This is a genomic window from Catenovulum adriaticum, from assembly GCF_026725475.1.
GTDB classification, from domain to species: Bacteria; Pseudomonadota; Gammaproteobacteria; order Enterobacterales; family Alteromonadaceae; genus Catenovulum; species Catenovulum adriaticum.
Genome location: NZ_CP109965.1, coordinates 1,749,903 through 1,776,359, shown reverse-complemented (window position 1 = coordinate 1,776,359; position 26,457 = coordinate 1,749,903). Strand labels below are relative to the sequence as shown.

Below are 26,457 nucleotides of genomic sequence, written 5' to 3'. Positions count from 1 at the left end.
ATAACAAGATTACGTTATGCTAGAGGTAAATCTAGACAAGGAATACACTATGGATTATGAGTTAATTGATCATGTCGCCAAAGCTCGAGGTATAGAAACTAAATATACTAATGCTTGGGGACAAAATACTGAAGTTGAGCCAAGTAGCAAAGCTAAATTATTAAAAGCCATGGGTTACGCCATTGATAATAATGAAAAGTTATTTTCCCAGCTGGAAGACGAAAAACAAACGTATTGGTTGTCTATATTTAATCCAATTAAAGTTATCCGTGAGAACGAGCCGTTAGAACTTGAAATCAGAGTACCGATTTCGTTAGCGAACCAAATATTAGAATGCCAGGTTAACACGGAATCTGGGCATCAATTAACTCACTCTTTTACGCCAGTCGATACCACGTTAGTTGATGCAGAAGTGGTGGATGAACTTGAGTACCAAGAGTACTTAATTGAGCTGCCGAGTATTAATGAAAATGGTTATCATCAGGTTCTCTTGTTTGATCAAGCTCGAAACTTAATTGCTCAACAGCAGCTGGTTGTTGCACCATTACGATGTTATCAACCCGAACCTATTTTAGCGGGCCAAAAAGTATGGGGCACTAGTGTTCAACTATACAGCCTAAAAAGTGATACCAATTGGGGTATTGGTGATTTTACCGATTTGCGTTTGGTTGTTGATGAAATTGCTAAGCGAGGTGGACATTTTGTTGGGTTAAATCCTATTCATGCGTTGTATCCCGCTAATCCCGAAAGTTGTAGCCCTTATAGTCCATCTTCGCGACGCTGGCTTAATATTTTTTATATTGATCCGCAGCAAGTAGAAGGGTTTTCACAATCGTATGACATTCAAGCTATTATCGACAGTGACCAGCATCAACAACTATTAACTCAGGCCAGACAAGCCGAATTTGTTGATTACGTAAAAATTAGCCAGCTGAAAATGCCAGTATTTAATGCGTTGTTTAAGTGGTTTCAACACAATCATTTAAATAAAAAGACTGATCAGGCAGGCGCTTTTGAAGCTTTTGTTAATGAAGGTGGCCAATCCTTGCTAGAGCAAGCTACTTTTGATGCAATTCAAGATAAATTGCAAGCTCAGGGTATTCAAGCTTGGGGTTGGCCTAGCTGGCCAGAAAAATTAGCCGAATTTGATCAACAAGAAGTTGAGCAATTTATTGAAGATAATCCAGATAAAATCGCTTTTTATCAATACCTTCAATGGCTTGCGAAAGCTCAGTTGGAAGCCTGCCAACAAGTTGCAAATGAGCATCAGATGTTAATTGGTTTATACCGAGATTTAGCGGTAGGCGTCAGTTCCGGCAGCGCGGAAGTTTGGGCAAATAGAGATTTATATTGTGCTGATTTGAGTGTGGGCGCGCCGCCAGATCCTCTAGGTCCACAAGGACAAAGTTGGGGTTTACCGCCTATGGATCCCAATCAATTGTTTAAACAAAATTATCAACCAATTATTGATATGTACCGCGCTAACATGAAAGCTTGTGGTGCATTGCGTATTGATCATGTGATGGCGTTACTTAGGCTTTGGTGGGTACCCGCCAATGAACATGCGACTAAGGGCGCCTATGTTTATTATCCAATAGACGATTTACTGGCAATTTTGTGTCTGGAAAGCCAACGTAACCAATGTATGATTGTTGGTGAAGATTTAGGTACAGTGCCAGAAGGAATCCGTGAAATATTCTCAGAAAACGGGTTGTTATCATACCGAGTTTTCTTTTTCGAGACAGCGCCCGATGGTGGTTATTATTCGCCTATACACTATCCAAAACAAGCACTGGCTACTTTAACAACGCATGATCTGCCCACGTTAAAAGGTTTTTGGCATTGCTTAGATTTAGAGTTAGGTCAGCGTTTGGGTATTTACCCTGATGATGCTACAGTGAATCATTTACATCATAGTCGGCATCATAACAAGCAACGTATCTTAGATAGTTTACACGGGCATGGTGTTGTAGACCCAAGTGTGGGGCATGACGCGCACCAAGTTCCTATGAATCAGTCGCTTAATTATGCCATACAATTACACATGGCAAATGCAAATAGTGTGTTACTGAGCTTACAACTTGAAGACTGGTTAGAAATGGAGACACCCGTGAATGTACCTGGTACTTGTGATGAGTATCCAAATTGGCGACGAAAATTGAGCCAGTCCCTGAACGAAATATTTAATTTGCCGCAAGTGAACCAGCTGACGGAAAAACTAACGCAGGTTCGTTCAGCTAGTCGAGCTGAGTAATTGACTTTAGGTCAATTTTTACATGTTTTGGTTGCAACGCTTTACCTTTCAATGCGGGTAAAGCGAATCTAATTTTAATTGAGAACCTTCAATTAAATGAAAAATAAATAAAAAGCAACAGACCCAGTGTCATTTAAATATTGAAAGACGCGTTAATTTAATACAAACTGGAAGCAGTTTGATTATTCGAACTGCTTAATTTATTGCAGAGAACACTAAACTTTGTGTATTCACCTTTTAGGTATATATCCATCATATGCGATAACGACAGTTGCGTAGGATATCAGTTGTTGATTCCATTTCTGCAAAAGGAATTAGCCTTGCCGTGAAACTCAAAATATCAATATTATACAACGGGATTCTTGTATGCTCGCAAACGAATTAAACCAAGCCAAGCTCCACAACCCATTCGATTTTTTAGGTTTACAAATAAATCAAGACAGCAAACATTCGCTTATTCGGGCTTGGATCCCACATGCAATTAAAGTTGAAGTTATTGACTTTAAAACAAATCAATCTGTTGGTGAATTAACTCAGATTGACGCTTTGGGCTTATTTGAAGCCAATTTTGACGATCTCGATGATAATTTCACATATTATTTTAAAGTCAGTAACGCAGAACATACCTATGAAGTGACTGACCCTTACCAGTTTCAAGAGCAAGCTTTTCATGCTGTTCATTATGTGGGTACAAAACCAGAAAATATTTATCAGCAGCTGGGCGCACAGTTAATTGAACTCGATACTGCTCAAGGTAAAATTTCGGCCACTCGGTTTGCGGTATTTGCGCCTAACGCAAGTAGTGTAAGTGTTATTGGTGATTTTAATCATTGGGATGGTCGCTATCATATTATGCAAAAAACTCAGTGTGGGCACTGGGTTTTGGTGATACCAAATGTTAATGCGGGTACTCGCTATAAATATGAAATTAAAGACCCAACGGGCAATTCGCTACCCCATAAATCCGATCCTGTTGGTTTTTACGCTGATCAATATCCTTCTCATGCTTCTATTGTGTTTGATCATAGTCAGTATCAATGGAATGATAGTGAATGGCTTGAATCTCAAGCTAAAGTTAATCGTTATAAATCACCGATGGCTATCTACGAGCTGCATGCAGGTAGCTGGAAGCCTCATTATAATGAAAAAGGCCCACAAGCCTTAAGTTACCATCAGTTGGCTGATGAGCTTATTGCCTATGTAAAAGATATGGGCTACACCCATATTGAATTAATGCCTATTTCAGAACATCCGTATGATGGTTCATGGGGTTATCAGCCAGTTGGTTTATTTGCACCTACTAGTCGTTTTGGCTCCCCAGATGATTTTAAATATTTTGTTGATCAATGCCACCAAAATGGCGTTGGTGTGATTTTGGATTGGGTTCCGGCTCATTTTCCTGAAGATGGTCACGGGTTAGCAAGATTTGATGGGACTTATGTATACGAATACGAAGATCCTAAAAGAGGTTGGCATCCGGATTGGAACTCTTGTATTTATGACTTCGGTAAAGATTCCGTCCGACAGTTTTTAGTTGCAAGTGCACTTATTTGGCTTGATAAATTTCATATTGACGCGCTGCGAGTCGATGCAGTCGCGAGTATGCTTTACTGGGATTACTCACGTGATGAAGGTGAGTGGGTACCTAACATCGATGGTGGGAATGAAAACTATGAAGCCGTTAGCTTACTACGATGGTTTAACAAAGAGGTTTATGGCAAGTATCCACACGCCTTTACAATAGCCGAAGAGTCAACGGCTTTTCCTAAAGTTTCAAGGCCCGTTTTTGAAGGTGGATTAGGTTTTGGATTTAAATGGAATATGGGCTGGATGCACGATAGCTTGCATTTCATTTCAAAAGATCCGGCTTATCGTAAATATCATCATAATGAAATAACTTTCTCTATGGTGTATGCCTATAATGAAAACTTTGTATTGCCAATCTCTCATGATGAAGTTGTACATGGTAAAGGCTCTTTGCTGAGAAAAATGCCAGGTGATGAGTGGCAAGCTGCTGCTAATCAACGAGCTTATGCCGGTTTTATGTATGCTCATCCAGGTAAGAAACTCAATTTTATGGGTAACGACATTGGACAATCGGCAGAGTGGAACCATGCAGGTTCGGTTGACTGGTATTTACTTGAATACGAAAAGCACAAAGGCATTCAAAACCTGTATCGAAAATTGAATCAACTTTACACTGAATACCCAGCACTTTATGAAAAAGATCACGAAGCAGGTGGGTTTGAATGGGTTGAACATCAAGATTCAGGTCAAAGCATTTTATCTTTTATTCGTAAAGCTGAATCCAGTGAACAAAAAGTTTATGTTGTAAGTAACTTTACACCCGTTCCGCACGAAGGTTACCGAATTGGGGTAAAAGATAAAGGCACCTATAAATTACTGTTATCAACAGATGAACAAATTTATTGGGGCAGTGATTTTCTGTCAAATACGCATTTTGAAGCGCAAGATATAGCATGGCAAGGGCAAGAAAAATCAATCATGATTGATTTACCACCACTAGCAACTGTGTATATCGTATATGAGTAGATAGTGTTTTAGTCAATACCATAATCTAGGAGGCTTAGGTGAAACGAGTGCAGCAAAAAAAAATAACTAAGGTAGGTAACTTTAATATTTATTTGGGAGACGGGGATAAACTCGGCCCACACTACATTAAAGGTAAAGGGACTAATTTTGCGGTATATGCACCCGAAGCGGAAAACGTTCAACTTTGTTTATTTGATAGTGACGAAAATCAATTAGCAAAAATTGACATGCCAGGCAAAAAAGGCAGAGTTTGGCATGTCTTCGTTGAAGGCGTTAAGCCTGGCCAGTTATATGGTTACAGAGTGAGTGGGCAATATTCACCTGAAAACGGGTTGTTTCATGATCCGAACAAATTGCTGATAGACCCTTATGCCAAAAAGTTAAATAGAGCGGTTTGCTGGAATGAGCGCTTATACCAAGACGATTCCCAACATATGGTTCCTAAAGGGGTGCTGATAGATCATGCTACTTTTGACTGGCAGCAAACGCCAAAACCTAATATCCCTGACTCAGACACCGTTTTATATGAAACTCATGTAAAGGGCTTTACCAAGCTTCACCCTAAAGTAAAAGAAGAATACAAAGGGACTTATTTAGGCTTGATTGAACCAAGTGTTATCCGCTATTTAAAAGAACTTGGTGTCACTAGCTTGCAATTAATGCCGGTTATGGCATTTATGTCAGAACCAAGATTAGAGCAACTAGGGCTGAGTAATTATTGGGGGTATAACCCGATAAACTTTTTTACTCCCGAACCTAGATACGCAGTTAAAGACTCTGTCACTGAGTTTAAAACCATGGTGCGTGAATTACATAAAAACGGCATCGAAGTAATTTTGGACGTGGTATTTAATCACAGTGCAGAAGGGGGCTTGCAAGGACCTATTTTATCTTTTAGAGGCTTAGATAATCGTAACTTCTATTTGTTTGAGCAAGACAAAAATGGTCAGTTAAATTATGCTAATTTAGTCAATAATACGGGCTGCGGAAACAGTATTAATTTAGATAATCCTTATGTACTTCAATTAGTCACTCAATCACTAAGATACTGGGTGGAAGAAATGCAAGTTGATGGTTTTCGGTTCGATTTAGCCGTAAGTTTAGCGCGTGAAGGCAATGATTTCGACAACTATTCCGCTTTCTTTAAAGTATTATTTCAAGATCCGGTATTAAGTGACGTTAAATTAATTGCCGAACCTTGGGATATAGGTTGGGGCGGTTACCGATTAGGTCAATTTCCTGAAAACTGGCATGAATGTAATGATAAATTTAGAGATACAGTTAAAGGGTTTTGGCATGGTAGCGGCTCATTGTTGGGCGATTTTGCGACTCGTTTGTTAGGTTCTCGGGATGTGTTTTTAAAGGATATTAGAACCATTAATACCAGTGTTAATTATATTGCTTATCACGATGGATTCACACTGAATGATTTGGTGAGTTATAACCACAAGCATAACGATGCCAACGGTGAAGATAACCGAGATGGTCATGGCCATAACGTTTCTTTTAATCATGGTGTTGAAGGCCCTACAGACAGCCAAAAAATTAACGCTTTACGAGAAAAACAAAAACGTAATTTTTTAGCTACTTTATTTTTATCTCAAGGTACGCCACATTTGCTGGCCGGAGACGAAATTGGCCGCACGCAACTGGGCAATAATAATGCCTATTGTCAGGATAACACCATTAGCTGGCTAAACTGGCAGTTAACTAAAGCCGATAAATCGCTACTTAACTTCGTTAAGCAATTAATTAAACTCAGGCATAGTAGTCAATTGTTGCATTCATTATCTCTTGAAGACGACGCTTATTTTGGTTCGCTCAATAACCATAAGGTTAACTGGTTTCAAGTGAACGGTGAACCTATGGACGAGCTTGCTTGGAATGCACCTCATAACTTTAGTTTAGCGGTAGAGCTAGCTTGTTGTAATCAAGCGTATTGTCCTGATCAAGATAGGTTTTTAATTTTGTTTAATGCTGAAAATAATGATTTGCACTTTACCTTACCGGCATTGGCAAAAGGTCAAAACTGGGCGTTAATATTTGATACGTCAATAGAAGATAACCAATTTAACAAGCAAAAATCGGTCGGCGACAGCTATAACCAACAATCCAAAAGCCTTACCTTGCTCACGCGTCAGCTTTAAAAACTGAATGTTTTAAGCAACACAAAGTGACATTTTTGTGTTGCTTTATTAATTCCAACTTAGCTTAAAATCCTATTTCAAAGCACGCTTCGACACCATGTACTAATGACATTGTTAACAATGACGTCCATGTACTATTAATTGCATTTATGAACGTTATGATGCTTATAACTTTCACTTATCCAATACAGGGCATTCTAAGCGCTATCTGTATAGCCTAGGGCATGCTTTTTAGCTAGAATATCGCCGAATTTTGACAAGCTGACGATTATAGGAATAGTAATTATGTCGCGCACGACTCCACTTTGCCAAATCGGTTTGATCGGTTTAGGTGTTATGGGTAAAAGCTTAGGCTTAAACCTAGCAGATAACGGTTACAAAGTTGCTGCATTTGATTTAGATACTGATAAAGTGCAGGGCATTTTATCTCAAGATGAAATTGAACGCGGTAATCAAGACGCAAGAATCATTGGTTGTTCATCATTTGAAGATATGTTGAGCCAGTTGGAAAAGCCATATTTAATTATTTTATCTATCCCAGCAGGGAAACCGGTTGACATTGTATGTGCTAAATTACTAGAGCACGGAATTTCACAAGATGATATTGTTGTTGATACTGGTAACAGTTTATGGACTGATACTGTCGAGCGTGAAAAACAATACAACGGTAAATTTATCTTCTTTAGCTGCGCTGTATCAGGTGGTGAAGTGGGCGCTCGTTTTGGCCCATCGTTAATGCCATCAGGCGATCAAGCTGGCTGGGCTCGTTTAGAACCTGTACTTGAGGCTATCTCTGCTAAAGTTGATCCTAAATCAGGCTTACCTTTAGTTAATAATGAACCTGGTAATCCAGTTAAAGAAGGCGAGCCTTGTGCGGCTTATATTGGTCCAACAGGTGCTGGCCATTATGTAAAAATGGTTCATAACGGTATAGAATATGCCGATATGCAATTAATTTGCGAAGCATATCAAAGCTTACGCACCGCGCTTAATTTAACCCCAAAAGAAATTGCAGCTATTTTCCGTGAATGGAATAAAGGCCCACTTAATAGCTACTTAATTGAAATTTCTGCAGAAGTATTAGATCAGGATGATCCTATTACTGGCAAGCCTATCGTTGACGTTATTTTAGATGTCGCAGGTCAAAAAGGCACAGGTCTTTGGACAGCCATGGGCAGCTTAGAAATTGGTTCGCCGGCAATGGCAGTAACTGCATCTGTTTATGCTCGATGCTTATCTAGTTTAAAAGATAACCGAATTAAAGCTTCTGGCATTTTAAAAGGCCCAGCGGTTAAAACAGTTCCAGAAAGTGAAAAACAAGCTTACATTCAACGCGTACATGATGCTTTATATTGTTCAAAAATTTGTGCTTATGCACAAGGCTTTGAATTAATGAAAACCGCAGGCGAGCAGCAAGGTTGGGATTTAGATTTTGCAGCAATCGCTAAAATTTGGCGTGCTGGCTGTATTATCCGTGCGGTATTTTTACAATCAATCACGGATGCATTCAATAAAGACAAAGCGCTTGCTAATTTATTGATGGATGATTACTTTGCCGGTCAAATTGAAAAGTTTCAGGAAAACTGGCGTGAAGCAATCGTAGATGGTGTTCGTTTGGGTGTTGCTATGCCTTGTTTCACCTCTTCTTTGTCTTATTATGATTCATATCGTAGTGAAACGACCGCTGCTAACTTATTGCAAGGTCAGCGTGATTTCTTTGGTTCTCATACATTTGAACGTGTTGATGAGCCAAGAGGCCAGTTCTATCACATCAATTGGTCTGCTGAGCGAGATATCGTCCGTCTTAAATAAAGCTTACCTTAGCCGCACACTCAACATAAAGTGATAGTGCGGCTGATTTTTTCGCTCACGCTTTAATTTCATCTTTTACACGCGTCACAACACAACTTACCAACGCTTCTTTACGACTTTCACTTTGAACTAACTTCTTTGTTTTTAGCGCTAGATTTATTTAATTAAGAGGCTATGCTTATTTTATAACATTGGATAGTTATATTATCAGTGGAGCTGGCATGCCTACAGACATATTGTTAATTGATGATGATAAAATGACTCACAAATTTATTGAGAGTCAGTTAGAAGATAATTTTAATTTATACCATGCTTACAATGGCGATGAAGGTATAGACAGCGCTTTATCGCAACCGGTTGAATTAATTTTACTGGATATCGAAATGCCAGGACAAAACGGATATCAGGTTTGTGAAAAATTAAAACAGACGCCTGAACTAGGACACGTTCCTGTCATATTTTTATCTGGAAAAAATAAAGTCGAAGAAATTTTAAAAGGGTACGAAGCAGGGGCAGATGATTTTATTGTTAAACCGTTTGATATGTCTTTTTTACAAACCAAACTGTGGGTGATTAAAAATTATTACGCTGAAAAGAAAAAGCTAAGTCAAAAAATAGCAATGGCTGAAAACACAGCATTTACCGCAATGACAGGTAATAGCGAGTTAGGCCAAGTTATGGGGTTTGTTGAAAAAAGCTATGGTGCAACTGTGGTTGACGAACTTGCTAAACATTTTTTAAATTTGACCAAAACGTGGGGGCTTAATTGTCTGCTCTACATGGAATTAGCAAACGAAGATTACTATTTTTCATCTAAAGAAGTTGTTAAACCACTCGAAAAAAAATTAATGCAAGCCGCTCGTTTAGATAAACGTTTTGTTGATTTTGGGGCCAGAACCATTATTAATTATCCAAAAGTGAGCGTGCTAATTAAAAATATGCCAGTCACTCAGCTCGATACTTATGGACGCTTAAAAGATTTATTTCCATCAGCATTGGGTGCAACAGACGCTAAACTACACTCACTTGAAGTTGAAAAAGCCCTAACCGAGCAAGCAAATAGGTTAACTTATACGTTTCATGAAATGAAAGATGAATTAGTTAGCTTAACGAATACCCTAAATCAAAATCAGCAGGCGGGTTATGAAAAAATGCGAAGTATGTTTTACGAGCTTGAATCTAGAATACCAACGCTGGGCTTAGATGACGATCAAGAAAAATATATTTTAGATAGCGTTATGAATACGATAGAGCAAGTCACCGATAGCGTAATGGCATCAGAGCAAACGAATAAAACCTTGAGCAGTGTGCTAAATACAATGCAAAACTTAGTTGATGAACAAGCACAAATTGTTTCTCATGTAAAAGAAACGGAAGAAAAGTATTTTTTATCAGCTGAAAGCGTAGCCGATGTTGATATTGAGTTATTTTAATTTCCTGCGTAAGCGGGCATAGGCGCTAATTGTCTTATGTTGCACGAGAAATAACTTGGTTAGACTGTTAAACCTCGCATAAAACAATTTTTCTCTCAGCGCAAAAAACAAACACGGCTTAAACAATTACAAAAAGCTTTATTCGGTGTGTAACTGCTTAAGTCGTAAATAGACTGACGACGATCTATGTGATTAATTAACAGGATAAGCTTGGGTGGTAATATCGATTAAACGCAGATCTTCAAGCACCATACAGCCAGAACTGGCATCTTCACCATTTCCGCTAAATTCAATATCGAATACGCTTCTCCATACAATTAACTTTTTCTTGAAGAGTTTTATATTGGTCTTTTTACGGGCAAGTGCGATAAATTGAATATTATTCTTTTCGCAGTAATTTCGGGCGTATGCATGTGCGGCCTCTGTTTGTTTTCGTAGTTGCCAAAATTGCGCCGCGATTAAAAAAATGCCAATTAAAATTACTATATCAATGAGTTGCATTATATTTTCCTGAAACCATTTTGCTTAGTGCAATTCTGGTTTTTGGTAATGCGGCTGGATTTTGTAATAATGCAAAAATACAGCGGCGTAAATTAGGAATTGCCACCAAGTCTGTAAACAGAGCTTCAAATAAACCTTCAGCGGGATGATCTGCAATTTGTTCTAAATACAAAGTAAGTAATAAAGGGTCAGCTAATGCTTCGAAACAACGAGCACTAATAATGGCTAATAAATCTGCATCTATGGCTTGTTCAGTGTTTAATACTTGAGTTAAATATTGGTTAATTTCATTATCGGTGGACCAACCAGAAAGACAACGTAATAAACTTAGCTGTGCTTGTTTATCCAGATCTTTGTTTTGTAACTGACGAATAATACGACGATTAGTCGCTCGACTTAACGTTTGGTGTTCAATTAAGCTGGCTAATTCATCTTTCATTGGCGCTGGAAATTCAAAAAAGCCGTTATCAAATAATTGCTTAATTTTAGGATCTTCTAAACGCACTATTAAATCGGCCCAACCTTGCACGGCTAAATCTTGCCATTTTGTCCAGTTTTCGTGTGATAAATAACTAATACAATCGGCTAAATAACTGGATGGTGGTAGTTGCAGTTTATATTTTAATTTGGCGTTTACCATGGCTAGTTTTTTTGCATCTGGCGCTTTTATGTATGGGTTATCTGGCAACTGTTGTTCACCTTGTTCGGTAATTTTATTACCCATAGCTTCTTGAATAATAGCAACAAAATGGTTTCGTGAAGCTTCAATTAACATACTTTCTTCATTTAATGGCAAGTTCATAAACCAAATAAAAGGATTGCCGGTTTGTCCTAACGGCCAGTAAACTAACGCAAAGCGGGCCGTTTTTTGAATAGGGTAAGGGTAAGCTTGCTGAGCATTTTCAAAGCGTTCAAACTCGGTTTTTGGAATTTCGACAACTCGACGACCTATGTCATATATACAGTAATCACAGCCAGAAGATTGAATTAATTCAAATAAAGTAGATATATTTTTCATATTGTCTTAATGCACTATTTTGATAAAAACCTAGATAAAAAGATTATAACAGAAGCAGTCTCTCGCTATAATAGTCTTTTTGTTTATAGATAACGGGTTTACGGAGTTGATTTATAATGAATAAAGCACAGCAGCTTTCAGTACTTTTGCGAGATTTAGAACAAGTACTTAAGCAGCTCGATTTGTGGCAAGTAAACCGACCAAGTCAAAGCGCACTAACAAGCACACAACCTTTTTGTATTGATACGTTAGATTTTCATCAATGGTTGCAATTTATTTTTATTGAAAGAATGCAAGCTATTTTAAATAGTAAGCAAAGCTTACCCCCAAACCTTTGCTTGATGCCAATAGCAGAAGAGGTTTATAAAGATGCAGACTTTAACCCCAAGCCGTTATATTTGGTATTAACCCAAATCGATAACTTATTTAATTAAATAAATGCGGGGATAAATGATGGAAAATTCTGCCACTGGTGTTTTATGGCCAGAACAAAAATTAGAAATTTTATATCAAGATGAAGCTTTAGTGGCAGTTAATAAACCATCAGGTTTATTAGTCCATCGGTCTTTAATTGATAAACACGAAACTCAATTTGCTATGCAAATGGTACGAGATCAAATTGGTCAATATGTTTATCCGCTGCACAGACTAGACAGACCTACATCTGGTGTTTTATTAATGGCGTTATCATCTGAAGTCGCTCGCTTAATATCCCAGCAGTTTGAAGCTCGAACTTTGCAAAAATCTTATTTGGCAATTGTGCGTGGGCATTTAACGGGTGAAGGTTTAATTGACTACCCGTTAGTTGAACAATTGGATAAAATTGCGGATAAAAAAGCAAATCAACATCAGCCAGCTAAAGCTGCCCAAACTCAATATCAATGTTTAGCACAATCAGAAATCGATGCCGAAATTAATCGATACCCAACATCAAGATTTAGCTTATTAAAGCTGTTACCAAAACATGGTCGAAAGCATCAAATTAGGCGCCATTTGGCACACCTTCGTCATCCAATTATTTATGATGTAAATTATGGTGATAACAAATATAATAAATATTTCAAAAACTTAAACCAAGCTACACGATTAGCTTTGCATGCCCATAAATTAGAATTAACCCACCCAGTGAGTGGGCAGCCGCTTAAATTAAAAGCAGCACTGGATGAAAGTTTTAAGCAATTATTAACAATGACCAAATTAACATTTAATGAGGAGAGGGTATGAGTCAAGTAGCAATTTTAGTCGGTTCTGTATATGGTGGTGCAGAAGATGTAGCAGACGAAACCAGTAAATTACTATCTGAACAAGGCCATCAGGTTAATATTTTTACTGATTCAAGTTTAGATGATGTGCTAATTGCCAACCCTGAGACTTTGCTCGTTATCACCTCAACGACAGGGCAGGGAGACGTTCCAGCAAATTTAGAACCTTTATACTTTGAAATAAAAGATAAAACCCCTGATTTACGCGGCAAGCAGTATGCCGTTATTGCAATGGGAGATTCATCTTATGGCGAAACATTTTGTCAGGCGGGTAAGCAGTTTGACGAAGTATTAACGGAAAGTATGGCCGTACAAACTTTACCATTACTAGAAATTGATGCCTGCGAAACTATGGATGCATTTGGTGCAGCACAAGCTTGGTTAGGTCAGCTTCAAGCTAAGCTATAAAATATAATATTGGATTTAAACTGATTATTGTTGTTCTTTAGCGATAACCAGGGCAAACTCATAGTTGAGCATTTTTTACGCATATTAACGAAGTGGAGCCATACATAATTTTCACAAAAACGGTTTAAGTACTTCCATGTAAACTTGTATTTTTCGTCCTGAAAAATACATTTTGACCGCATGGATGCAGTTACTTAGAATTTGTCTGGAACAAAATCCAGTGTTCTAAATTATGGCTCCCCCATTTAAATATTGCCGATATAATAAAGTATGATCTTGCCCTGTGGCCGTAAGATGATAGAGAAATTGTAATTTATCAGTGATCATTGTTAACATTATCCTGTATATTGTTTTATTATGAATTTAAATAAAACAACCTGGGAGACGTTTATGTTCTCAACACGAATTAAATTACCATTTTCTAAATTGAAACTTTTACTTTTTTTAATCTGCTCTTTTTTTATGACGTCAGCAGTGGCTCAGGTTTCACCTCATATAACCGGGGAACTTAAAAAATGGCACAGCATTTCTCTTACGTTTGATGGTCCAACTGTCTCTGAAACAGATAAAGTCAACCCTTTTGTAAATTACCAATTAAACGCTGTATTCACACACCGTAAAACAAAAACTCAATATAAAGTGCCTGGTTTTTTTGCTGCCGATGGGGATGCAGCCAATTCGGGTGCAAGTTCAGGTAATAAATGGCGAGTGATTTTTACACCCGATCAAGAAGGCGCGTGGGATTGGAAAATTTCATTCAAAACTGCTCCTTTTATTGCGGTTTCAGAGCGGGTAAATAGTGGCTACAGTGTCGGCAGCATAGATAATAGTAAAGGCCATTTTATCGTAAAATCTAGCGATAAAGGTTATCCAGATTTTCGAGAAAGAGGTCGCCTTGAATATGTTAATAAACCTTATTTGAAGTTTGCAGAATCTGGCGATTATTTTATTAAAGCGGGTCCGGATTCCCCGGAAAACCTATTATCTTATCGGGATTTCGATGGCAGTTTTCATCAAGATGGGTTTAAAGACGATTTAGTAAAAAGTTGGCAGGCTCATGAACAAGATTGGAAATCGGGTGATCCAGTATGGCAAGGAGATAAAGGTAAAGGCCTTATCGGTGCGCTAAATTATATTGCATCAAAAGGGATGAACTCAATCTCGTTTTTAACGTTAAATATAATGGGCGACGATCAAAATGTGTTCCCTTACACTGATTATCACACTTATGACAGGTTTGATGTTTCTAAGTTAGCTCAGTGGGATATTGTTTTTAGTCATGCGCAAAAGTTAGGTTTATTTTTACATTTTAAAACTCAAGAAGCAGAGAACCAAGGGTTGCTGGATAACGGCGGTTTAGGGCTAGAGCGCCAACTTTATTATCGAGAATTAATCGCACGTTTTGGCCACCATTTAGCTTTAAATTGGAATATGGGCGAAGAAAATGGCAATTGGTATCCAAAACATCAAACTTTGCCGCAAACTCGTATTCAGCGTTTATCCATGGCTCGGTATTTTCATGAACAAGACCCATATAACCATCATGTTGTAATTCACAATGGTAACTTTTTTGATGATTTAACGGGGGCTGACAGTTATTACACAGGGGTATCATTACAAACCAGTTTAAAGGATTTTAGCTCTATTCATGGAACTGTAAAACGAATTCGTTCGTGGCCAATAACTAATGGCCGCCCATTTGCAGTGGCTGTAGATGAGCCTGGTGATGCTCAGTTTGCGCTGGAACCTGATATAGACAACCCATCACATGATGATGCCAGAATGAATGGACTATGGGGAGCATTAACGGCAGGCGCTTGGGGGACTGAGTGGTACTTTGGTTATAAACGCGCGCACTCAGACTTAACTGCTCAAGATTGGCGTACTCGGGATAAGTTCTGGACACAGGCAAAACATGCACTTGATTTTTTTAGTATGATTGATGTGGATTATCAAGATGCTGAAAGCCAAGATGAAGCATTGGTAAATGGTTGGGCGTTAGCAAAACGAGGCGAGTTTTATATTGGCTATGTTAAAAATGCAGAAAAAGACTTAGCGATTAAATTGCCAAAAGGCATTGCCAACTATTCAATTAAGTGGTTTAACCCAAGAAATGGCGGACAGTTACAATTAGGCACAATTAAACAAGTGTCGGTTGACGAAACGCTGCAATATTATTTTCAAACGGTTAAACGGAATATTGGAAAACCAACTAGTGAAATTGATAAAGATTGGGTTGTGTTAATAGAGCGTCTTTAGCGATTGTTAGTAGCTAGCATTAGCTACTAGCATTAGTAGCTAACATCTTAATAATAGTGCTTGATGTTAGCTTAGGCCTTGTAAACCTAATTTATAATTTAGGCCAGTTAAAGTCTTCAAATTGACTTAACTGGTTCAGTAAATCATGATCTAATTGAGTAAATAGGGCGCCTTGCTTTGGGGTTGAAGTAACTTTAATTTGCTCATCTTGATAATTGAACGATAGACAAAATGCGTGTAAATAAAGCCTGTCTGCTTTTTCACCCTGATAAATATCATCCCCTATGATACTCACGCCCAAAGATTTCATTGCGACTCTAAGTTGATGGGTTTTTCCTGTATAAGGTTTTAATAAGTAAAGCCTTTTTGCGTGGCCAATTGAAAACGAATAAAAAAAAGTTTTAGCGGGGTTAAGCTTAGTTCGACATAACTTCCAAGCTTTATTGCGCGACTTTTCCATATCGCCTATGACCCTACCTTGCTTTTGTTTCGGTTTATTGGAACCGATAGCTAAATAAAGTTTATCAATTTGACCACTTTGTAATGCTTGATTGAAAAAATGCTCAGCTTTTAAATTTCGAGCAAATATCAGTAAACCTGATGTGGCTTTATCTAACCTGTGTACTGGGTAAAGAGATTCGCCTACTTGCAGCTGAAATTGGTTAAAAAAACCCATTTGTTCATTGTTGTCATGAAAATCTTGATTATGGGTTTTATTAACAATATAAAAATCTGGATGCTCAAATTGGATTTCAATAGGTAAAGGCGAGTCAGGCACTTAATTATTCCTGATTCTTTTTTAATTTTTTTAAACCCAAACCTTGGTATTGGCCTTGGTACTTTGCGTAATAACTGGCGCCTACAAACCATAAAGTCGCTAGTATAAGCTCGGTTAATGCCAGCCATCTTTCATGTTCAGAGGCGTAAATGAGCGTTAAGCTATGTAAAAAATAAAACATACAGATAAAGTTAGACCAAGCGTACGTGTAGGCTTTACCTGTTAACATGCCTTTTAATGGAAATACAAGTGGGATCAACCAGAGCAAAACCACAAACCAAATTGACATGCCTTCAAGCGGTGGTGCTAGCCAAATATGCCAAATAGGAATTAAAACAAATAACCCCAAGTAGCCGCTTAAAGCCAGTGCTTTACAGTGTTTAATTTTTTTAAGCCGCTCAGGACTTTTGTTGAGTTCATTGGTTGATTCGGTCATTTTGATTACTAATATATTCAGTTATTTTAAAAGCTGCTGGGCGTATAACGCAACACGTTTACCGAGTGCAAAAGCAAGTTGTGCTTCTTCGTCAGAAAGTTGGTTATTTTGGTTTAACGCAAAATGACTCGCACCATAAGGGGTACCGCCACTTGTCGTCGTATGTAAATTAGATTCACTATAAGGTAATCCGAGTAATAACATACCATGGTGCATTAGCGGCAGCATCATACTTAATAAGGTAGATTCTTGTCCACCATGTAATGAACTTGAAGAGGTAAAGCAGGCAGCAGGTTTACCATTTAGTAATCCTTTAACCCAAGTTTGCGTCGATTGGTCAAGGAAATACTTAAGTTCAGCTGCCATATTGCCAAAGCGGGTGGGAGAGCCTAAAACTAGGCCATCACAGTTTTGCAAATCAGCTTGTGTTGCATATAAATCTCCAGAGCTAGGAATCGAGCTTTCGGTTGCTTCGCAAGTGGTTGAAATATTGGCAACAGTTCTGATTTTTGCCTGAGCGCCAACTGACTCAACGCCATTTGCTATCTGATAAGCCAATGCTTGCGTTGAGCCATGTCGGCTATAATAAAGAACTAATATTTCAGTCATTTATTATTTAATGAGCGCTAAAACGTTTTCAGGCGGACGGCCAATAATGGCTTTATCGCCTTTCACCACGATAGGACGTTCAATCAATTTTGGATACTCATTCATCAGTGGTAATAGTTCTTCATCAGACATTAATTCATCTAGATCGAGTTCTTTATAAATAGACTCTTTATCTCGAATAAAGTCATGAACGGTTTCTAACTCAAGTTTGTTTGCTAAATCAGCCAATGTTTCCACACTGGGCGGATTTTCAAGGTATAAAATAACTTCAGGCTCAATTCCGTTTTCTTCCAATAAAGCTAAAGTTTCTCTGCTCTTGCTACAGCGAGGGTTATGATAAATGGTATAGTTGGACATAGTTACAGCCTTTTAAGATTCTCTTGTTCATTTCTTAACTGCTTAATCCTGGCCGAAATCCGCTTTTTGTCGGTTTCAGACTGACGATCAATATGGTTAAACGCCGTGTGCAATTCGTCAATAGCCTTAGGATAAGCTAAAACCATAGCATAAAGCTCAGCTTGTGCCTGATGGTATTGAGAACGATTACCTAATTGTTTATAGGCATCAGACATTATTTGCCAAGCAAGATAATGCTGAGGGTGCAGAATAATAAAATCCTTCAAAATATCAACTGCTTTCTCTGCTTGATTGCCATGAACGAGTGCGTTTGCATAATTAAGCACCAAGACTTGATTATTTGGCATCAATTTTAGTTTATCTTCAAGCAGTTTATAAATAACTTTGTATTGTTTTAAACCAATAATAATGTCGGTTTTTAAGTCTAAATAAAATAAATTATTATTATCTCTGTCTAATAATTCATCAATAATTTTGTTAGCTTGCAAATAATCTTCATTTTTCATTAATGCTAATGCCAAGCCGTATTGATACAAAGGTTTATGTTGTGGTTTTGCATTTTTTAATTGATGAGTAAAGTAATTTATATGGTACTCAGCTCTTTGTGTATAAAACACTGAAGTTCTTATTTTGGCTAGTTGAAAGTCAGTATTAAGTGGTAAGTAAACTGGCGTTAAACCATCAATACGAGCTCGAATATCGCTAACTCGAGAATCGGGTAGTGGATGTGAATATAACATTGCGGGCAATTTACTTGAATAACGAGATTGCTCTGCCAATCGAACAAAAAAATCACGAGCACCACGCGGATCATAACCAGCATCAATTAACGTTCTTAAACCAATTCTATCGGCTTCTTTTTCATTTTGGCGAGTGTAATTGAGTGCCATTTGTTGTGAGCTGGCTTGCGCTGTAGTAATGGCGGCAGCCCCTGCACTAGGGTCTGCCATGGCGATTAAAATAGCCCCTAATAATGAAGCGATAGTGAGTGGGGCATTACGTTCTTTTTCTTCGATTGATCTGGCGATATGGCGCTGCGTTACGTGGGCAATCTCATGCGAGAGCACCGATACTAATTCACTTTCAGTTTCAGACTCCAACAAAGTTTGGGTATGTAGGGCGACCACACCGCCAAAGGTTGCAAATGCATTAATTTGCGGATTTTTAATGAGATAAAAATCGAAGGGGTATCTAACATCATGTGCTTTTGATACCAGTTTTTTCCCTAAATTATTGATATATTCATCTAATAAAGGATCGCTTATGACAGGTGAGGTGGCGCGCAATTGTTTGCGTATCACATTTCCGATTAACTTTTCTTTTTCTATCGTGAGTGTGCTGGCCGCAACCGTCCCTAAGCTAGGTAACTTATTGTTTGATAGATTATTTGCCATAGCTACTTGGCTAGCCGATAGTTGGCACGCAATTGCTAACCCAAAAATTAATTTTTTTAATTGATACTTCAAGCCGATACCTTTATCCATAATGTCTCATTAGACGAACTATTTAACCTCAACGCGGTTTAATGAATATGTTTCAAACGGCCTTTTTTACGGGCAAGGCAAAAAATGCTCGTTAGAAACCATGTTGAGCTATAAGGTTAAATCATTTAATTAGTTAGAATAACCTTAACCCGAGTTGAGGTTATTTATTAACAATCTTCATCTTAGAGGGCTATTTTTAAAAATCGTTTCTTTTAAGATCATCTACCTAATAATAAATTGTCTAAATCATGGTCATCTAGTTTTTTCTCTAACGATGTAAAATATTGCTCAATACTCACACCGTCAAATTTAACGACATCAACATGAGCTTTCATATAATCAATTAAATTATCTACGGCCTTCATTGAATAAATAATTAAAGCTCTGTCAGCTTTATCGCCACTTTGAAAGTAGTATTCTATAAACTTATGCAATTGATTAATGCGGCCTAATAATTTCATTGTACCCGGATCCCAAGTTTCAAATTCCATTAAGCGATGGCCTTTTACATACTGATCAATTTCTCGATCTTTTGCATATGGAAAGCAATGGAGCTCAAAGCCTCGGTCAGTAAATAGCTGATAGATAGCAAGCCTAGGTTTGCGTTCAACATGAATTTGGTTATGTTCATCTAAATAGCCATCTAAGCGTTCTAAATTCCAATTCATAGGTTTGCAAATTTTGTTTAGTGCATTATCAAACCCCATAGAATGTTGGCTTTCGAATTCACTAATTGACGACGCTAATAAGTGATAAAACGGGGGCAATTCACCCCAATTAAGCTGTTTTTTAAATTTATTAATGTCTTTTAGCGTCGGGTTTTGGGGTAACACGGGTTTGTTAATGGATGGCTGCACCATTATAGAGAACCTCTGAGTTTATAATATGTATGCTAGATATTATTTGTTATGATACGAACTAATTCATTGTATTGAGGTTTTATGCTTTTCAATTTAGATACGCAGGGTTTAGTATGCCCTATGCCGCTCTTAAAATTAAAGCTTTTACTCAAGCAGTGTCACTCAGGTGATACCATTGAACAACTCGTAACGGATAAAACGTCTGTTAAGGATATTCCAGCGTGGCTTGAAAATAAAGGGTATGGTGTACAAATAAATCATCCAACACCTTCGGTTTATTGTTTGGTTATTAAAGTTAATGCCAATAGTGGCTTATAATTTTGTTAAATTGGCCGATATAAAAATAAGCTAGTGCGGATGGTGTTGGTAAGTTTGACACTTTAAATATATACCCGTGCTACCTCAATTGAAGTAACACGGGTATAAAGTCGGGAGGAGATATCTAATGAGCCAAGATTTATTAATCCCATTTTTACCTCGTGTTGTACAAAATAAACTTGAACGACCTAGGCTTAATGTTAAACGCATTGTTAAAGAGCCGAGAGTGTCGGAAGATGCTCATCAAAGTGAAACACAACAGGAAGTATACGAGCAAAATAATTTAGTGGTTGCGAAACGCGTGCAATCGCAGGCCGGCGCTACACGGTCTGACCGGCGCGACCCCGCTGACTCGAACGACTCTGCAGAAGAGCAATTAACAGATGAAGAATCAACAAATAAACAATTAGTAAATGATTCAAGCGCAAATGAAAGCAAAAATAAAGTAGATAAACCGACAGAAGCGGATATGGCTTTTCAGATTCATACTGTTCGCACTAAACAAGAAATAGAACAGGCTTTAGCAAAGCAAGAAGCGTTTGAACACCCAGTTTATGAGAAAGACGAAATTCTTCATCCCGAAAAACATAAAAGCGATTCACCTAGTGTTGGGACTAAAAGCGATAAAGACGACGATTATCATGTTGATATTATAGTTTGATTTATCTTGATTAAATTTACAATAAACCTAGATCTCTTACCTTAAAACTGGATAATTATCATCATTCGGTCCAAAACCAACAAGTCATTCAATCTAAGCTAAGCCATTCAATTTAAATAATGCCAAATAGCGCTGTGATTGCATTTATATAAGCAGGTGGAATTTTTGTCTGAACTGAAAACAATATTTTCTGAAAATGGAGCCTTATCCAGTGTGATTTCAGGCTATCAGCCAAGGCAGGCACAATTAAATTTGGCACAAGCCTTTGCAAACGCAATTGATAAAAAAGAATTATTAATTGCCGAAGCAGGCACAGGCACAGGTAAAACCTTTGCTTATTTAATACCCGCATTATTAAGTGAACGAAAAGTAATTATTTCTACAGGTACTAAAAACCTGCAAGAACAGCTTTATCACCGAGATTTACCCGTAGTTAAGCGCGCTTTAGTGAGTAAAGCTAAAACGGCTTTATTAAAAGGGCGCTCAAATTATTTATGTATTTTGAGGCATAAACAGCAGCAATCACCTCACATGCTTGCCGATAAAAGCGTTGAGCAAGATTTAAAACAAATCGCCCGTTGGGCAGTGGCAACCCAGTCTGGTGATATTGGTGAAGTGACCAGTATACCTGAAGATTCAAGGGCCATTCCGTTAGTGACCAGCACGATAGATAATTGCTTGGGTAAAGAATGCCCCGATTATAGTGACTGCTATTTGGTTAAAGCGCGTAAAAACGCCGCCGAAGCAGATTTAGTGGTAATTAATCATCATTTATATTTTGCAGATATGGCGGTTAAAGATACGGGGTTTGGCGAAATTGTGCCAGATTCAGAAGTGGTGGTATTTGATGAGGCTCATCAAATACCTGACATAGCATGCGAATATTTTGGTCAGCGTTTGTCTACACGTCAACTGGTTGAATTAGGTAAAGACATAGAAACCGAATACCGGACCGAGCTTAAAGATATGCGTCAGCTAGGTAAAGCGGCTGAAAAACTACAAACCAGTGCAAAACACTTTAGGCTCGCTTTTGCCATTGATCCTGAAAAAGGTAACTGGCGCGAAAAAGGCCAAAGTCCGGGTTTTGATAAACACCTTGACGATTTAAAGCAAGCAATTGAATTTTGTTACGAGGTCATTAAATTAGCTGTCGGTCGAACAAAAAATGCAGATCATTTATTTGACCGACTTGTTATTGCCAGAGGCACACTAGATAAATTAATGCAGTGGCAGAAAAGTGATGTGAGCTTGTGGTATGAGACGACCCCAAGACATGTCAGTTTAAATTTAACACCTTTGTCAATCGCTGATAAATTTTCGAATTTAAGAACTGAAAAAAGACAAAGCTGGTTAATGACTTCAGCGACGTTGGCCGTAGATGAAAAATTTGATCATTTTACGGAGTTGTTAGGACTTAAAACTTACGAGTCAATGTTGCTTGAAAGCCCATTTGACTATCAAAACCAATCGATGCTTTGCATTCCTCGTTATTTTCCTGAACCGCATGATAGAAACGTACTCGCTGAGCTGAAAAAAACTGCAATGGCGCTCATTAAAGCAAGTCAGGGACGCTGTTTTTTCTTGTTTACTAGCTACCGAATGATGAATTTATTAGCCAAGAGCCTGAAAAGCAGTATAGATAATCCTATTTTTGTGCAAGGCGAAGTGCCAAAGCGCAAACTACTTGAAATGTATCTCGCTGAATCAAACCCTGTTTTATTAGCAACAGGTAGCTTTTGGGAAGGCGTGGATGTGCGCGGTGATGCATTAAAATGTGTGATTATCGACAAGCTACCATTTGCCGCCCCAGATGATCCTTTAACGCAAGCTCGAATTGAAAATTGTCGCCGATATGGACAAGATCCGTTTAATAAAATACAAATACCGCAGGCTGTTATTACGTTAAAACAAGGTGCAGGTCGACTGATAAGAGATGTAAATGATAAAGGAATATTAGTTATTTGTGATCCTAGACTAGTGAGCCGTGGATATGGCGAAACCTTTTTACAAAGTTTACCCAATATGAAACGAACTCGAGATTTAGAACAGGCCTGCGCATTTTTGGCCGACAGCCCATCAAATAAAACCCAAGATATAACTAAGACAGAGAGTGCTACAGAATGAGCGATTCATCCAACTATCGAATTTTAGCGTTAGATACTTCAACAGAAGCTTGTTCCGCTGCTATTTTAACGCAAGATAGCCATTTTGTTGAATATGCTGTTTGTCCACGAGAACACAATAAACGCATCTTAAGCATGGCGGAAGCTGTTTTAACTCAAGCGAATTTAAGCTTATCAGACATTGATGTGATTGCTTATGGCAAAGGCCCAGGTAGTTTTACTGGGGTACGTATTGCCACAGGCATAGTGCAAGGCATGGCATATGGCGCGGATAAACCTGTAGTCGGTATATCAAGTTTAGCGGCTATGGCTCACGCTTTATATAGAATACATGGCATTGAATATACAATTAGTGCCATTGATGCCAGAATGAACGAAATTTATTTAGGCGTATATCAAACGCATGAAATAGGTCAAAGTTCTCTCATTGAAGCGGAACAAGTATGCGCGCCGGAGATGGCATTAGCTCAGCTAGATAACGAAAGAAAGTGGCATGGGGTTGGAACCGGCTGGCAAACTTACAAATTAGTTTTAACCGAGCAAATCGCTGCACCGATTTCACAGGATATTGAGTTTCCAAATGCATTGGACATTGCGTATTTAGCATTAACTGAATACCAGCAAGGTAAAATAAGTGAAGCATCTGCTGCGTGCCCAAGCTATGTTCGAGATCAAGTGACATGGAAAAAATTACCGGGTAAATAATGACTAAAACGTAGTTATCAACACTAAGGTTTAATATGAACATCCGAGTTCAGTTTTTATTATTAATTGGATTAGCGTTAGCACTTGAGTTTGTGCCTTTTATCCGAATTCCACTGAAGTGGATCGAAACCTACTTTCATGAAATTAGTCATGGCTTAGTTGCGCTGGCAACCGGTGGGAATATATTGTCTATTCAGCTGCATATTAATGGTTCTGGTTTATGTACAAGTCAAGGAGGCTGGGCAATATTAATTAGTTTGGCTGGCTATTTAGGTGCTGTATTTTGGGGCTGGCTTATTATTGGGATTGCCCGTAAAGGTCACCAAAAAGCTAAAATTTTTAGCTTAATGACATTAGTTTTATTTATCGTGAGCCTGATCTTTTGGGCAAGAGATTTAGTAACTATCTTAATATTGCTATGTTTAATCGTGATTAATCTTTTAATGTTACGCAAACTTGATCACAAATGGTTAAAAGTGAGTCTGATGTTTGTTGGGATAAGCGTTATACTTAATGCAATTAAAAGCCCTTGGTACTTAATGGATGGCCGAGCTGTCGGTGATGGTGCTAATTTAGCGCGATTAACTTTTATTCCTGAGATTGTTTGGATCTTTTTATGGGTTGCAGTTGGCTGTATTGGGCTTTATTCAAGTTGGCGAGGTTTATATGCAAATCGAAAATAAATATATCAAGCGTTTTGTTTGTTTAACGTTGGCTGTGCTGGCATCTGCCTGTAGCACTGTGCCTGAAAAACTAAAAGTGCCCGCACAAACCTCATTGGTAAGCTATCAACAAGCAAGCCAAAATGCACAAAAAGTGGTAGGCGAAAAAGCGCGTTGGGGCGGGGTTATTGCTAAAGTTAAACATAAAAAAGAGTTTACTATGTTAGAGCTGGTGCAATATGAAACTTACAGCAGTTCAAAGCCGATACCAGGTGATGACTCCCTTGGCCGTTTTAGAGTCTATGTTGAAGGCTTTTTAGAGCCTAAAATTTATAAAGAAGGCCGTTTAGTGAGTGCTTTAGGTACGATTGCTAAACCAGAACAAGGTCAGCTTGAAGAGCAAGTTATTTGGTATCCGGTATTAAAAGAATCGCAAATTTATCTATGGCCTAAAGAATCTAAAGTTCGAGAAAATGATTATTGGCGCGACCCTTTCTGGCCTTATTCTAGTCGCTGGTACTGGAATCGTTATCATCATTTACACCCGTATTACATTCCTAAGTCGAATAATAAACGGTCGAAAAAGTCTAACGCATCAAAACGCAAAATGATCCAATAAATGGGTCAGCAAAACCATTGGCAGCAAGCGTATTTTGAGTTATCTGGATTGGTTAAATATAGCTATTTAACCAATCACAAGCTGGAATCAATTAATCATGATAAGCCGGTTTTGGTATGTTTACATGGTTGGTTAGACAATGCGGCTAGCTTTATACCTGTTTCGGCTTATTTAAACGATTATCAAATTATTTTAATCGAATTGGCTGGGCATGGTTTTTCTGAGCACAGACCAGCCGACAGTCATTATCATTTAATTGATTGGGTGTATGATTTATGGCGAATATTTGAAACGCTGCCCTGTGAGCGTTTCAACTTAATCGGCCATTCGATGGGAGGGATGTTAGCTTCCATTCTTGCATCTTTACTCCCCCATAAAATTGACACCTTGGTGTTACTCGAATCTTCTGCTGCTTTTACGACCTCTGCAAACGATCTACTTGACAATATGCAAGCTGCTTTTAACAGTCGTGCTCAGTTAGAAAAAAACAATTTAACAGCCTCACCAAAGCGACGAAATTTAGCTGCACTGCCTAGCTTAATCCAGGCTCGAGCTAATACCAGTGAAATTTCTCCTGAATTAGCGAGTTTATTGATTGAACGTAATATTAAATTAACCGAACAGGGGTTTATTTGGCGAAGCGATCCTAGGTTAAAAACTTTATCGCCCATCCGATTAGATGAAAGCCAAGCGTTAGCGTACATTCAAAACATTAAAGCTGATTGCTTAGCCATTTTAGGCGATGTGGGTTATACATCAATCAATGATTCTCTTACCCAACGAGCCCATAGCTTTCGCAATCTTCACATTAATTCTGTTATGGGTGGCCACCACTGCCATATGCAAAGCCCAAAACAAACCGCAGATTTGATTCGACTTTTTATTCGGTAGATAATTGGCTAACACCGAAAGCATTAGAGACTTAAAGTGCAACAAACTGATCTAATTAAAATAGCCAATATGCAAATGCCATTTGGCCGATATGTCGGCAGAGCATTAATTGAACTGCCAGAAGAATACCTATTATGGTTTCAAAAAAAAGGTTGGCCAAACGGAGAATTAGGTCAGCTTTTACAAATTTGTTTGGTGGTCAAAATGGAAAATTTGGATCATTTAATTATTCCATTAAAAACTGAACGCGGGTAACGTTTAACTCTTACGGTTAACGCTTAAAAATAACAAGCATAAAGTGAGGCAA

The 26,457-nt window shown here is 38.2% G+C and carries 25 protein-coding genes; 17 read left to right on the top strand and 8 right to left on the bottom strand.

Annotated features, from left to right (window positions below; all coding sequences use genetic code 11):
* Nucleotides 1-49 precede the first annotated feature (49 nt).
* From malQ to OLW01_RS07830, 5 genes are all read left to right on the top strand, one after another.
* Nucleotides 50-2,254 (top strand): 4-alpha-glucanotransferase, encoded by a 2,205-nt coding sequence (gene malQ / locus OLW01_RS07850; protein ID WP_268076186.1) that lies wholly within the window; start codon nt 50-52, stop codon nt 2,252-2,254.
* Nucleotides 2,255-2,620: 366 nt separating this feature from the next.
* The gene (glgB, locus tag OLW01_RS07845) at nt 2,621-4,807 is read left to right on the top strand and encodes a 1,4-alpha-glucan branching protein GlgB (RefSeq protein ID WP_268073285.1); all 2,187 of its coding nucleotides are present in this window, start codon (nt 2,621-2,623) and stop codon (nt 4,805-4,807) included.
* A 47-nt stretch (nt 4,808-4,854) separates the two neighbouring features.
* A complete protein-coding gene (gene glgX, locus OLW01_RS07840; protein ID WP_268073283.1) occupies nt 4,855-6,954 on the top strand; it encodes a glycogen debranching protein GlgX in 2,100 nt (699 codons plus the stop codon).
* A 285-nt stretch (nt 6,955-7,239) separates the two neighbouring features.
* Nucleotides 7,240-8,766: an NADP-dependent phosphogluconate dehydrogenase gene (gene gndA, locus OLW01_RS07835; protein WP_268073282.1), complete on the top strand. Its 1,527-nt coding sequence runs from the start codon at nt 7,240-7,242 to the stop codon at nt 8,764-8,766.
* A 221-nt stretch (nt 8,767-8,987) separates the two neighbouring features.
* Complete coding sequence (locus tag OLW01_RS07830; protein WP_268073280.1) at nt 8,988-10,199, top strand: response regulator; 1,212 nt, start codon at nt 8,988-8,990, stop codon at nt 10,197-10,199.
* Between the two features lie 192 nt (nt 10,200-10,391).
* On the opposite strand, the gene OLW01_RS07825 is transcribed toward OLW01_RS07830, so the two are convergent.
* Nucleotides 10,392-10,700 (bottom strand): DUF3301 domain-containing protein, encoded by a 309-nt coding sequence (locus OLW01_RS07825; RefSeq protein ID WP_268073278.1) that lies wholly within the window; start codon nt 10,698-10,700, stop codon nt 10,392-10,394.
* Nucleotides 10,687-11,718 (bottom strand): DUF3549 family protein, encoded by a 1,032-nt coding sequence (locus tag OLW01_RS07820; protein ID WP_268073277.1) that lies wholly within the window; start codon nt 11,716-11,718, stop codon nt 10,687-10,689. Before OLW01_RS07820 ends, OLW01_RS07825 begins: the two co-directional genes overlap by 14 nt.
* Nucleotides 11,719-11,834: 116 nt before the next feature.
* Here OLW01_RS07820 and OLW01_RS07815 point away from each other — a divergent pair, with 116 nt between their 5' ends.
* From OLW01_RS07815 to OLW01_RS07800, 4 genes are all read left to right on the top strand, one after another.
* The gene (locus OLW01_RS07815; protein WP_268073275.1) at nt 11,835-12,152 is read left to right on the top strand and encodes a YqcC family protein; all 318 of its coding nucleotides are present in this window, start codon (nt 11,835-11,837) and stop codon (nt 12,150-12,152) included.
* Between the two features lie 16 nt (nt 12,153-12,168).
* Nucleotides 12,169-12,942 carry a tRNA pseudouridine(65) synthase TruC gene (gene truC / locus OLW01_RS07810; RefSeq protein ID WP_268073273.1) on the top strand — a complete coding sequence of 258 codons (774 nt, stop codon included), beginning with the start codon at nt 12,169-12,171 and terminating at the stop codon, nt 12,940-12,942.
* Nucleotides 12,939-13,388: a flavodoxin gene (locus OLW01_RS07805; protein WP_268073271.1), complete on the top strand. Its 450-nt coding sequence runs from the start codon at nt 12,939-12,941 to the stop codon at nt 13,386-13,388. The genes truC and OLW01_RS07805 overlap by 4 nt, the downstream gene beginning before the upstream one ends.
* Nucleotides 13,389-13,850: 462 nt before the next feature.
* Nucleotides 13,851-15,647, top strand: a complete 1,797-nt coding sequence (locus tag OLW01_RS07800; RefSeq protein WP_268073269.1) for a DUF5060 domain-containing protein — start codon at nt 13,851-13,853, stop codon at nt 15,645-15,647.
* 91 nt (nt 15,648-15,738) lie between these two features.
* Here OLW01_RS07800 and OLW01_RS07795 read toward each other — a convergent pair whose 3' ends face one another.
* The 6 genes from OLW01_RS07795 to OLW01_RS07770 all read right to left on the bottom strand — a co-directional run bounded on the left by OLW01_RS07795 (nt 15,739) and on the right by OLW01_RS07770 (nt 20,171).
* Nucleotides 15,739-16,425 (bottom strand): TIGR01621 family pseudouridine synthase, encoded by a 687-nt coding sequence (locus OLW01_RS07795; protein ID WP_268073268.1) that lies wholly within the window; start codon nt 16,423-16,425, stop codon nt 15,739-15,741.
* Between the two features lie 4 nt (nt 16,426-16,429).
* A complete protein-coding gene (locus OLW01_RS07790) occupies nt 16,430-16,861 on the bottom strand; it encodes a DUF2069 domain-containing protein (RefSeq protein ID WP_268073266.1) in 432 nt (143 codons plus the stop codon).
* Between the two features lie 21 nt (nt 16,862-16,882).
* Nucleotides 16,883-17,470 (bottom strand): NAD(P)H:quinone oxidoreductase, encoded by a 588-nt coding sequence (gene wrbA / locus OLW01_RS07785; RefSeq protein ID WP_268073264.1) that lies wholly within the window; start codon nt 17,468-17,470, stop codon nt 16,883-16,885.
* Nucleotides 17,471-17,473: 3 nt separating this feature from the next.
* Complete coding sequence (gene arsC / locus OLW01_RS07780) at nt 17,474-17,827, bottom strand: arsenate reductase (glutaredoxin) (RefSeq protein WP_268073262.1); 354 nt, start codon at nt 17,825-17,827, stop codon at nt 17,474-17,476.
* 2 nt (nt 17,828-17,829) lie between these two features.
* Nucleotides 17,830-19,311 carry a beta-barrel assembly-enhancing protease gene (gene bepA, locus OLW01_RS07775; RefSeq protein WP_268073260.1) on the bottom strand — a complete coding sequence of 494 codons (1,482 nt, stop codon included), beginning with the start codon at nt 19,309-19,311 and terminating at the stop codon, nt 17,830-17,832.
* Between the two features lie 218 nt (nt 19,312-19,529).
* Nucleotides 19,530-20,171: a hypothetical protein gene (locus OLW01_RS07770; protein ID WP_268073259.1), complete on the bottom strand. Its 642-nt coding sequence runs from the start codon at nt 20,169-20,171 to the stop codon at nt 19,530-19,532.
* Between the two features lie 81 nt (nt 20,172-20,252).
* On the opposite strand from OLW01_RS07770, the gene OLW01_RS07765 reads away from it, so the two are divergent.
* From OLW01_RS07765 to OLW01_RS07730, 8 genes are all read left to right on the top strand, one after another.
* A complete protein-coding gene (locus OLW01_RS07765; RefSeq protein ID WP_268073258.1) occupies nt 20,253-20,489 on the top strand; it encodes a sulfurtransferase TusA family protein in 237 nt (78 codons plus the stop codon).
* A gap of 127 nt (nt 20,490-20,616) precedes the next feature.
* Complete coding sequence (locus tag OLW01_RS07760) at nt 20,617-21,150, top strand: hypothetical protein (RefSeq protein ID WP_268073257.1); 534 nt, start codon at nt 20,617-20,619, stop codon at nt 21,148-21,150.
* Nucleotides 21,151-21,315: 165 nt separating this feature from the next.
* A complete protein-coding gene (gene yoaA, locus OLW01_RS07755) occupies nt 21,316-23,274 on the top strand; it encodes a DNA repair helicase YoaA (RefSeq protein WP_268073256.1) in 1,959 nt (652 codons plus the stop codon).
* Complete coding sequence (gene tsaB / locus OLW01_RS07750) at nt 23,271-23,978, top strand: tRNA (adenosine(37)-N6)-threonylcarbamoyltransferase complex dimerization subunit type 1 TsaB (protein WP_268073255.1); 708 nt, start codon at nt 23,271-23,273, stop codon at nt 23,976-23,978. Before yoaA ends, tsaB begins: the two co-directional genes overlap by 4 nt.
* 35 nt (nt 23,979-24,013) lie before the next feature.
* The gene (locus tag OLW01_RS07745; RefSeq protein ID WP_268073253.1) at nt 24,014-24,661 is read left to right on the top strand and encodes a M50 family metallopeptidase; all 648 of its coding nucleotides are present in this window, start codon (nt 24,014-24,016) and stop codon (nt 24,659-24,661) included.
* The gene (locus tag OLW01_RS07740; protein WP_268073251.1) at nt 24,645-25,259 is read left to right on the top strand and encodes a Slp family lipoprotein; all 615 of its coding nucleotides are present in this window, start codon (nt 24,645-24,647) and stop codon (nt 25,257-25,259) included. The genes OLW01_RS07745 and OLW01_RS07740 overlap by 17 nt, the downstream gene beginning before the upstream one ends.
* A complete protein-coding gene (locus OLW01_RS07735; RefSeq protein ID WP_268073249.1) occupies nt 25,260-26,150 on the top strand; it encodes an alpha/beta fold hydrolase in 891 nt (296 codons plus the stop codon).
* A 36-nt stretch (nt 26,151-26,186) separates the two neighbouring features.
* Nucleotides 26,187-26,405 (top strand): DUF3820 family protein, encoded by a 219-nt coding sequence (locus OLW01_RS07730; RefSeq protein WP_268073247.1) that lies wholly within the window; start codon nt 26,187-26,189, stop codon nt 26,403-26,405.
* The last annotated feature ends 52 nt before the right edge of the window (nt 26,406-26,457 follow it).

What these genes read in the sequence shown, in the direction of transcription:
- malQ (WP_268076186.1), top strand. Translation starts at nt 50, where the DNA reads ATGGATTATGAGTTAATTGATCATGTCGCCAAAGCTCGAGGTATAGAA.
- glgB (WP_268073285.1), top strand. Translation starts at nt 2,621, where the DNA reads ATGCTCGCAAACGAATTAAACCAAGCCAAGCTCCACAACCCATTCGAT.
- gndA (WP_268073282.1), top strand. Translation starts at nt 7,240, where the DNA reads ATGTCGCGCACGACTCCACTTTGCCAAATCGGTTTGATCGGTTTAGGT.
- OLW01_RS07830 (WP_268073280.1), top strand. Translation starts at nt 8,988, where the DNA reads ATGCCTACAGACATATTGTTAATTGATGATGATAAAATGACTCACAAA.
- OLW01_RS07825 (WP_268073278.1), bottom strand. Translation starts at nt 10,700, where the DNA reads ATGCAACTCATTGATATAGTAATTTTAATTGGCATTTTTTTAATCGCG.
- OLW01_RS07820 (WP_268073277.1), bottom strand. Translation starts at nt 11,718, where the DNA reads ATGAAAAATATATCTACTTTATTTGAATTAATTCAATCTTCTGGCTGT.
- OLW01_RS07815 (WP_268073275.1), top strand. Translation starts at nt 11,835, where the DNA reads ATGAATAAAGCACAGCAGCTTTCAGTACTTTTGCGAGATTTAGAACAA.
- truC (WP_268073273.1), top strand. Translation starts at nt 12,169, where the DNA reads ATGATGGAAAATTCTGCCACTGGTGTTTTATGGCCAGAACAAAAATTA.
- OLW01_RS07805 (WP_268073271.1), top strand. Translation starts at nt 12,939, where the DNA reads ATGAGTCAAGTAGCAATTTTAGTCGGTTCTGTATATGGTGGTGCAGAA.
- OLW01_RS07800 (WP_268073269.1), top strand. Translation starts at nt 13,851, where the DNA reads ATGACGTCAGCAGTGGCTCAGGTTTCACCTCATATAACCGGGGAACTT.
- OLW01_RS07790 (WP_268073266.1), bottom strand. Translation starts at nt 16,861, where the DNA reads ATGACCGAATCAACCAATGAACTCAACAAAAGTCCTGAGCGGCTTAAA.
- wrbA (WP_268073264.1), bottom strand. Translation starts at nt 17,470, where the DNA reads ATGACTGAAATATTAGTTCTTTATTATAGCCGACATGGCTCAACGCAA.
- arsC (WP_268073262.1), bottom strand. Translation starts at nt 17,827, where the DNA reads ATGTCCAACTATACCATTTATCATAACCCTCGCTGTAGCAAGAGCAGA.
- bepA (WP_268073260.1), bottom strand. Translation starts at nt 19,311, where the DNA reads ATGGATAAAGGTATCGGCTTGAAGTATCAATTAAAAAAATTAATTTTT.
- OLW01_RS07770 (WP_268073259.1), bottom strand. Translation starts at nt 20,171, where the DNA reads ATGGTGCAGCCATCCATTAACAAACCCGTGTTACCCCAAAACCCGACG.
- OLW01_RS07765 (WP_268073258.1), top strand. Translation starts at nt 20,253, where the DNA reads ATGCTTTTCAATTTAGATACGCAGGGTTTAGTATGCCCTATGCCGCTC.
- OLW01_RS07760 (WP_268073257.1), top strand. Translation starts at nt 20,617, where the DNA reads ATGAGCCAAGATTTATTAATCCCATTTTTACCTCGTGTTGTACAAAAT.
- tsaB (WP_268073255.1), top strand. Translation starts at nt 23,271, where the DNA reads ATGAGCGATTCATCCAACTATCGAATTTTAGCGTTAGATACTTCAACA.
- OLW01_RS07745 (WP_268073253.1), top strand. Translation starts at nt 24,014, where the DNA reads ATGAACATCCGAGTTCAGTTTTTATTATTAATTGGATTAGCGTTAGCA.
- OLW01_RS07740 (WP_268073251.1), top strand. Translation starts at nt 24,645, where the DNA reads ATGCAAATCGAAAATAAATATATCAAGCGTTTTGTTTGTTTAACGTTG.
- OLW01_RS07735 (WP_268073249.1), top strand. Translation starts at nt 25,260, where the DNA reads ATGGGTCAGCAAAACCATTGGCAGCAAGCGTATTTTGAGTTATCTGGA.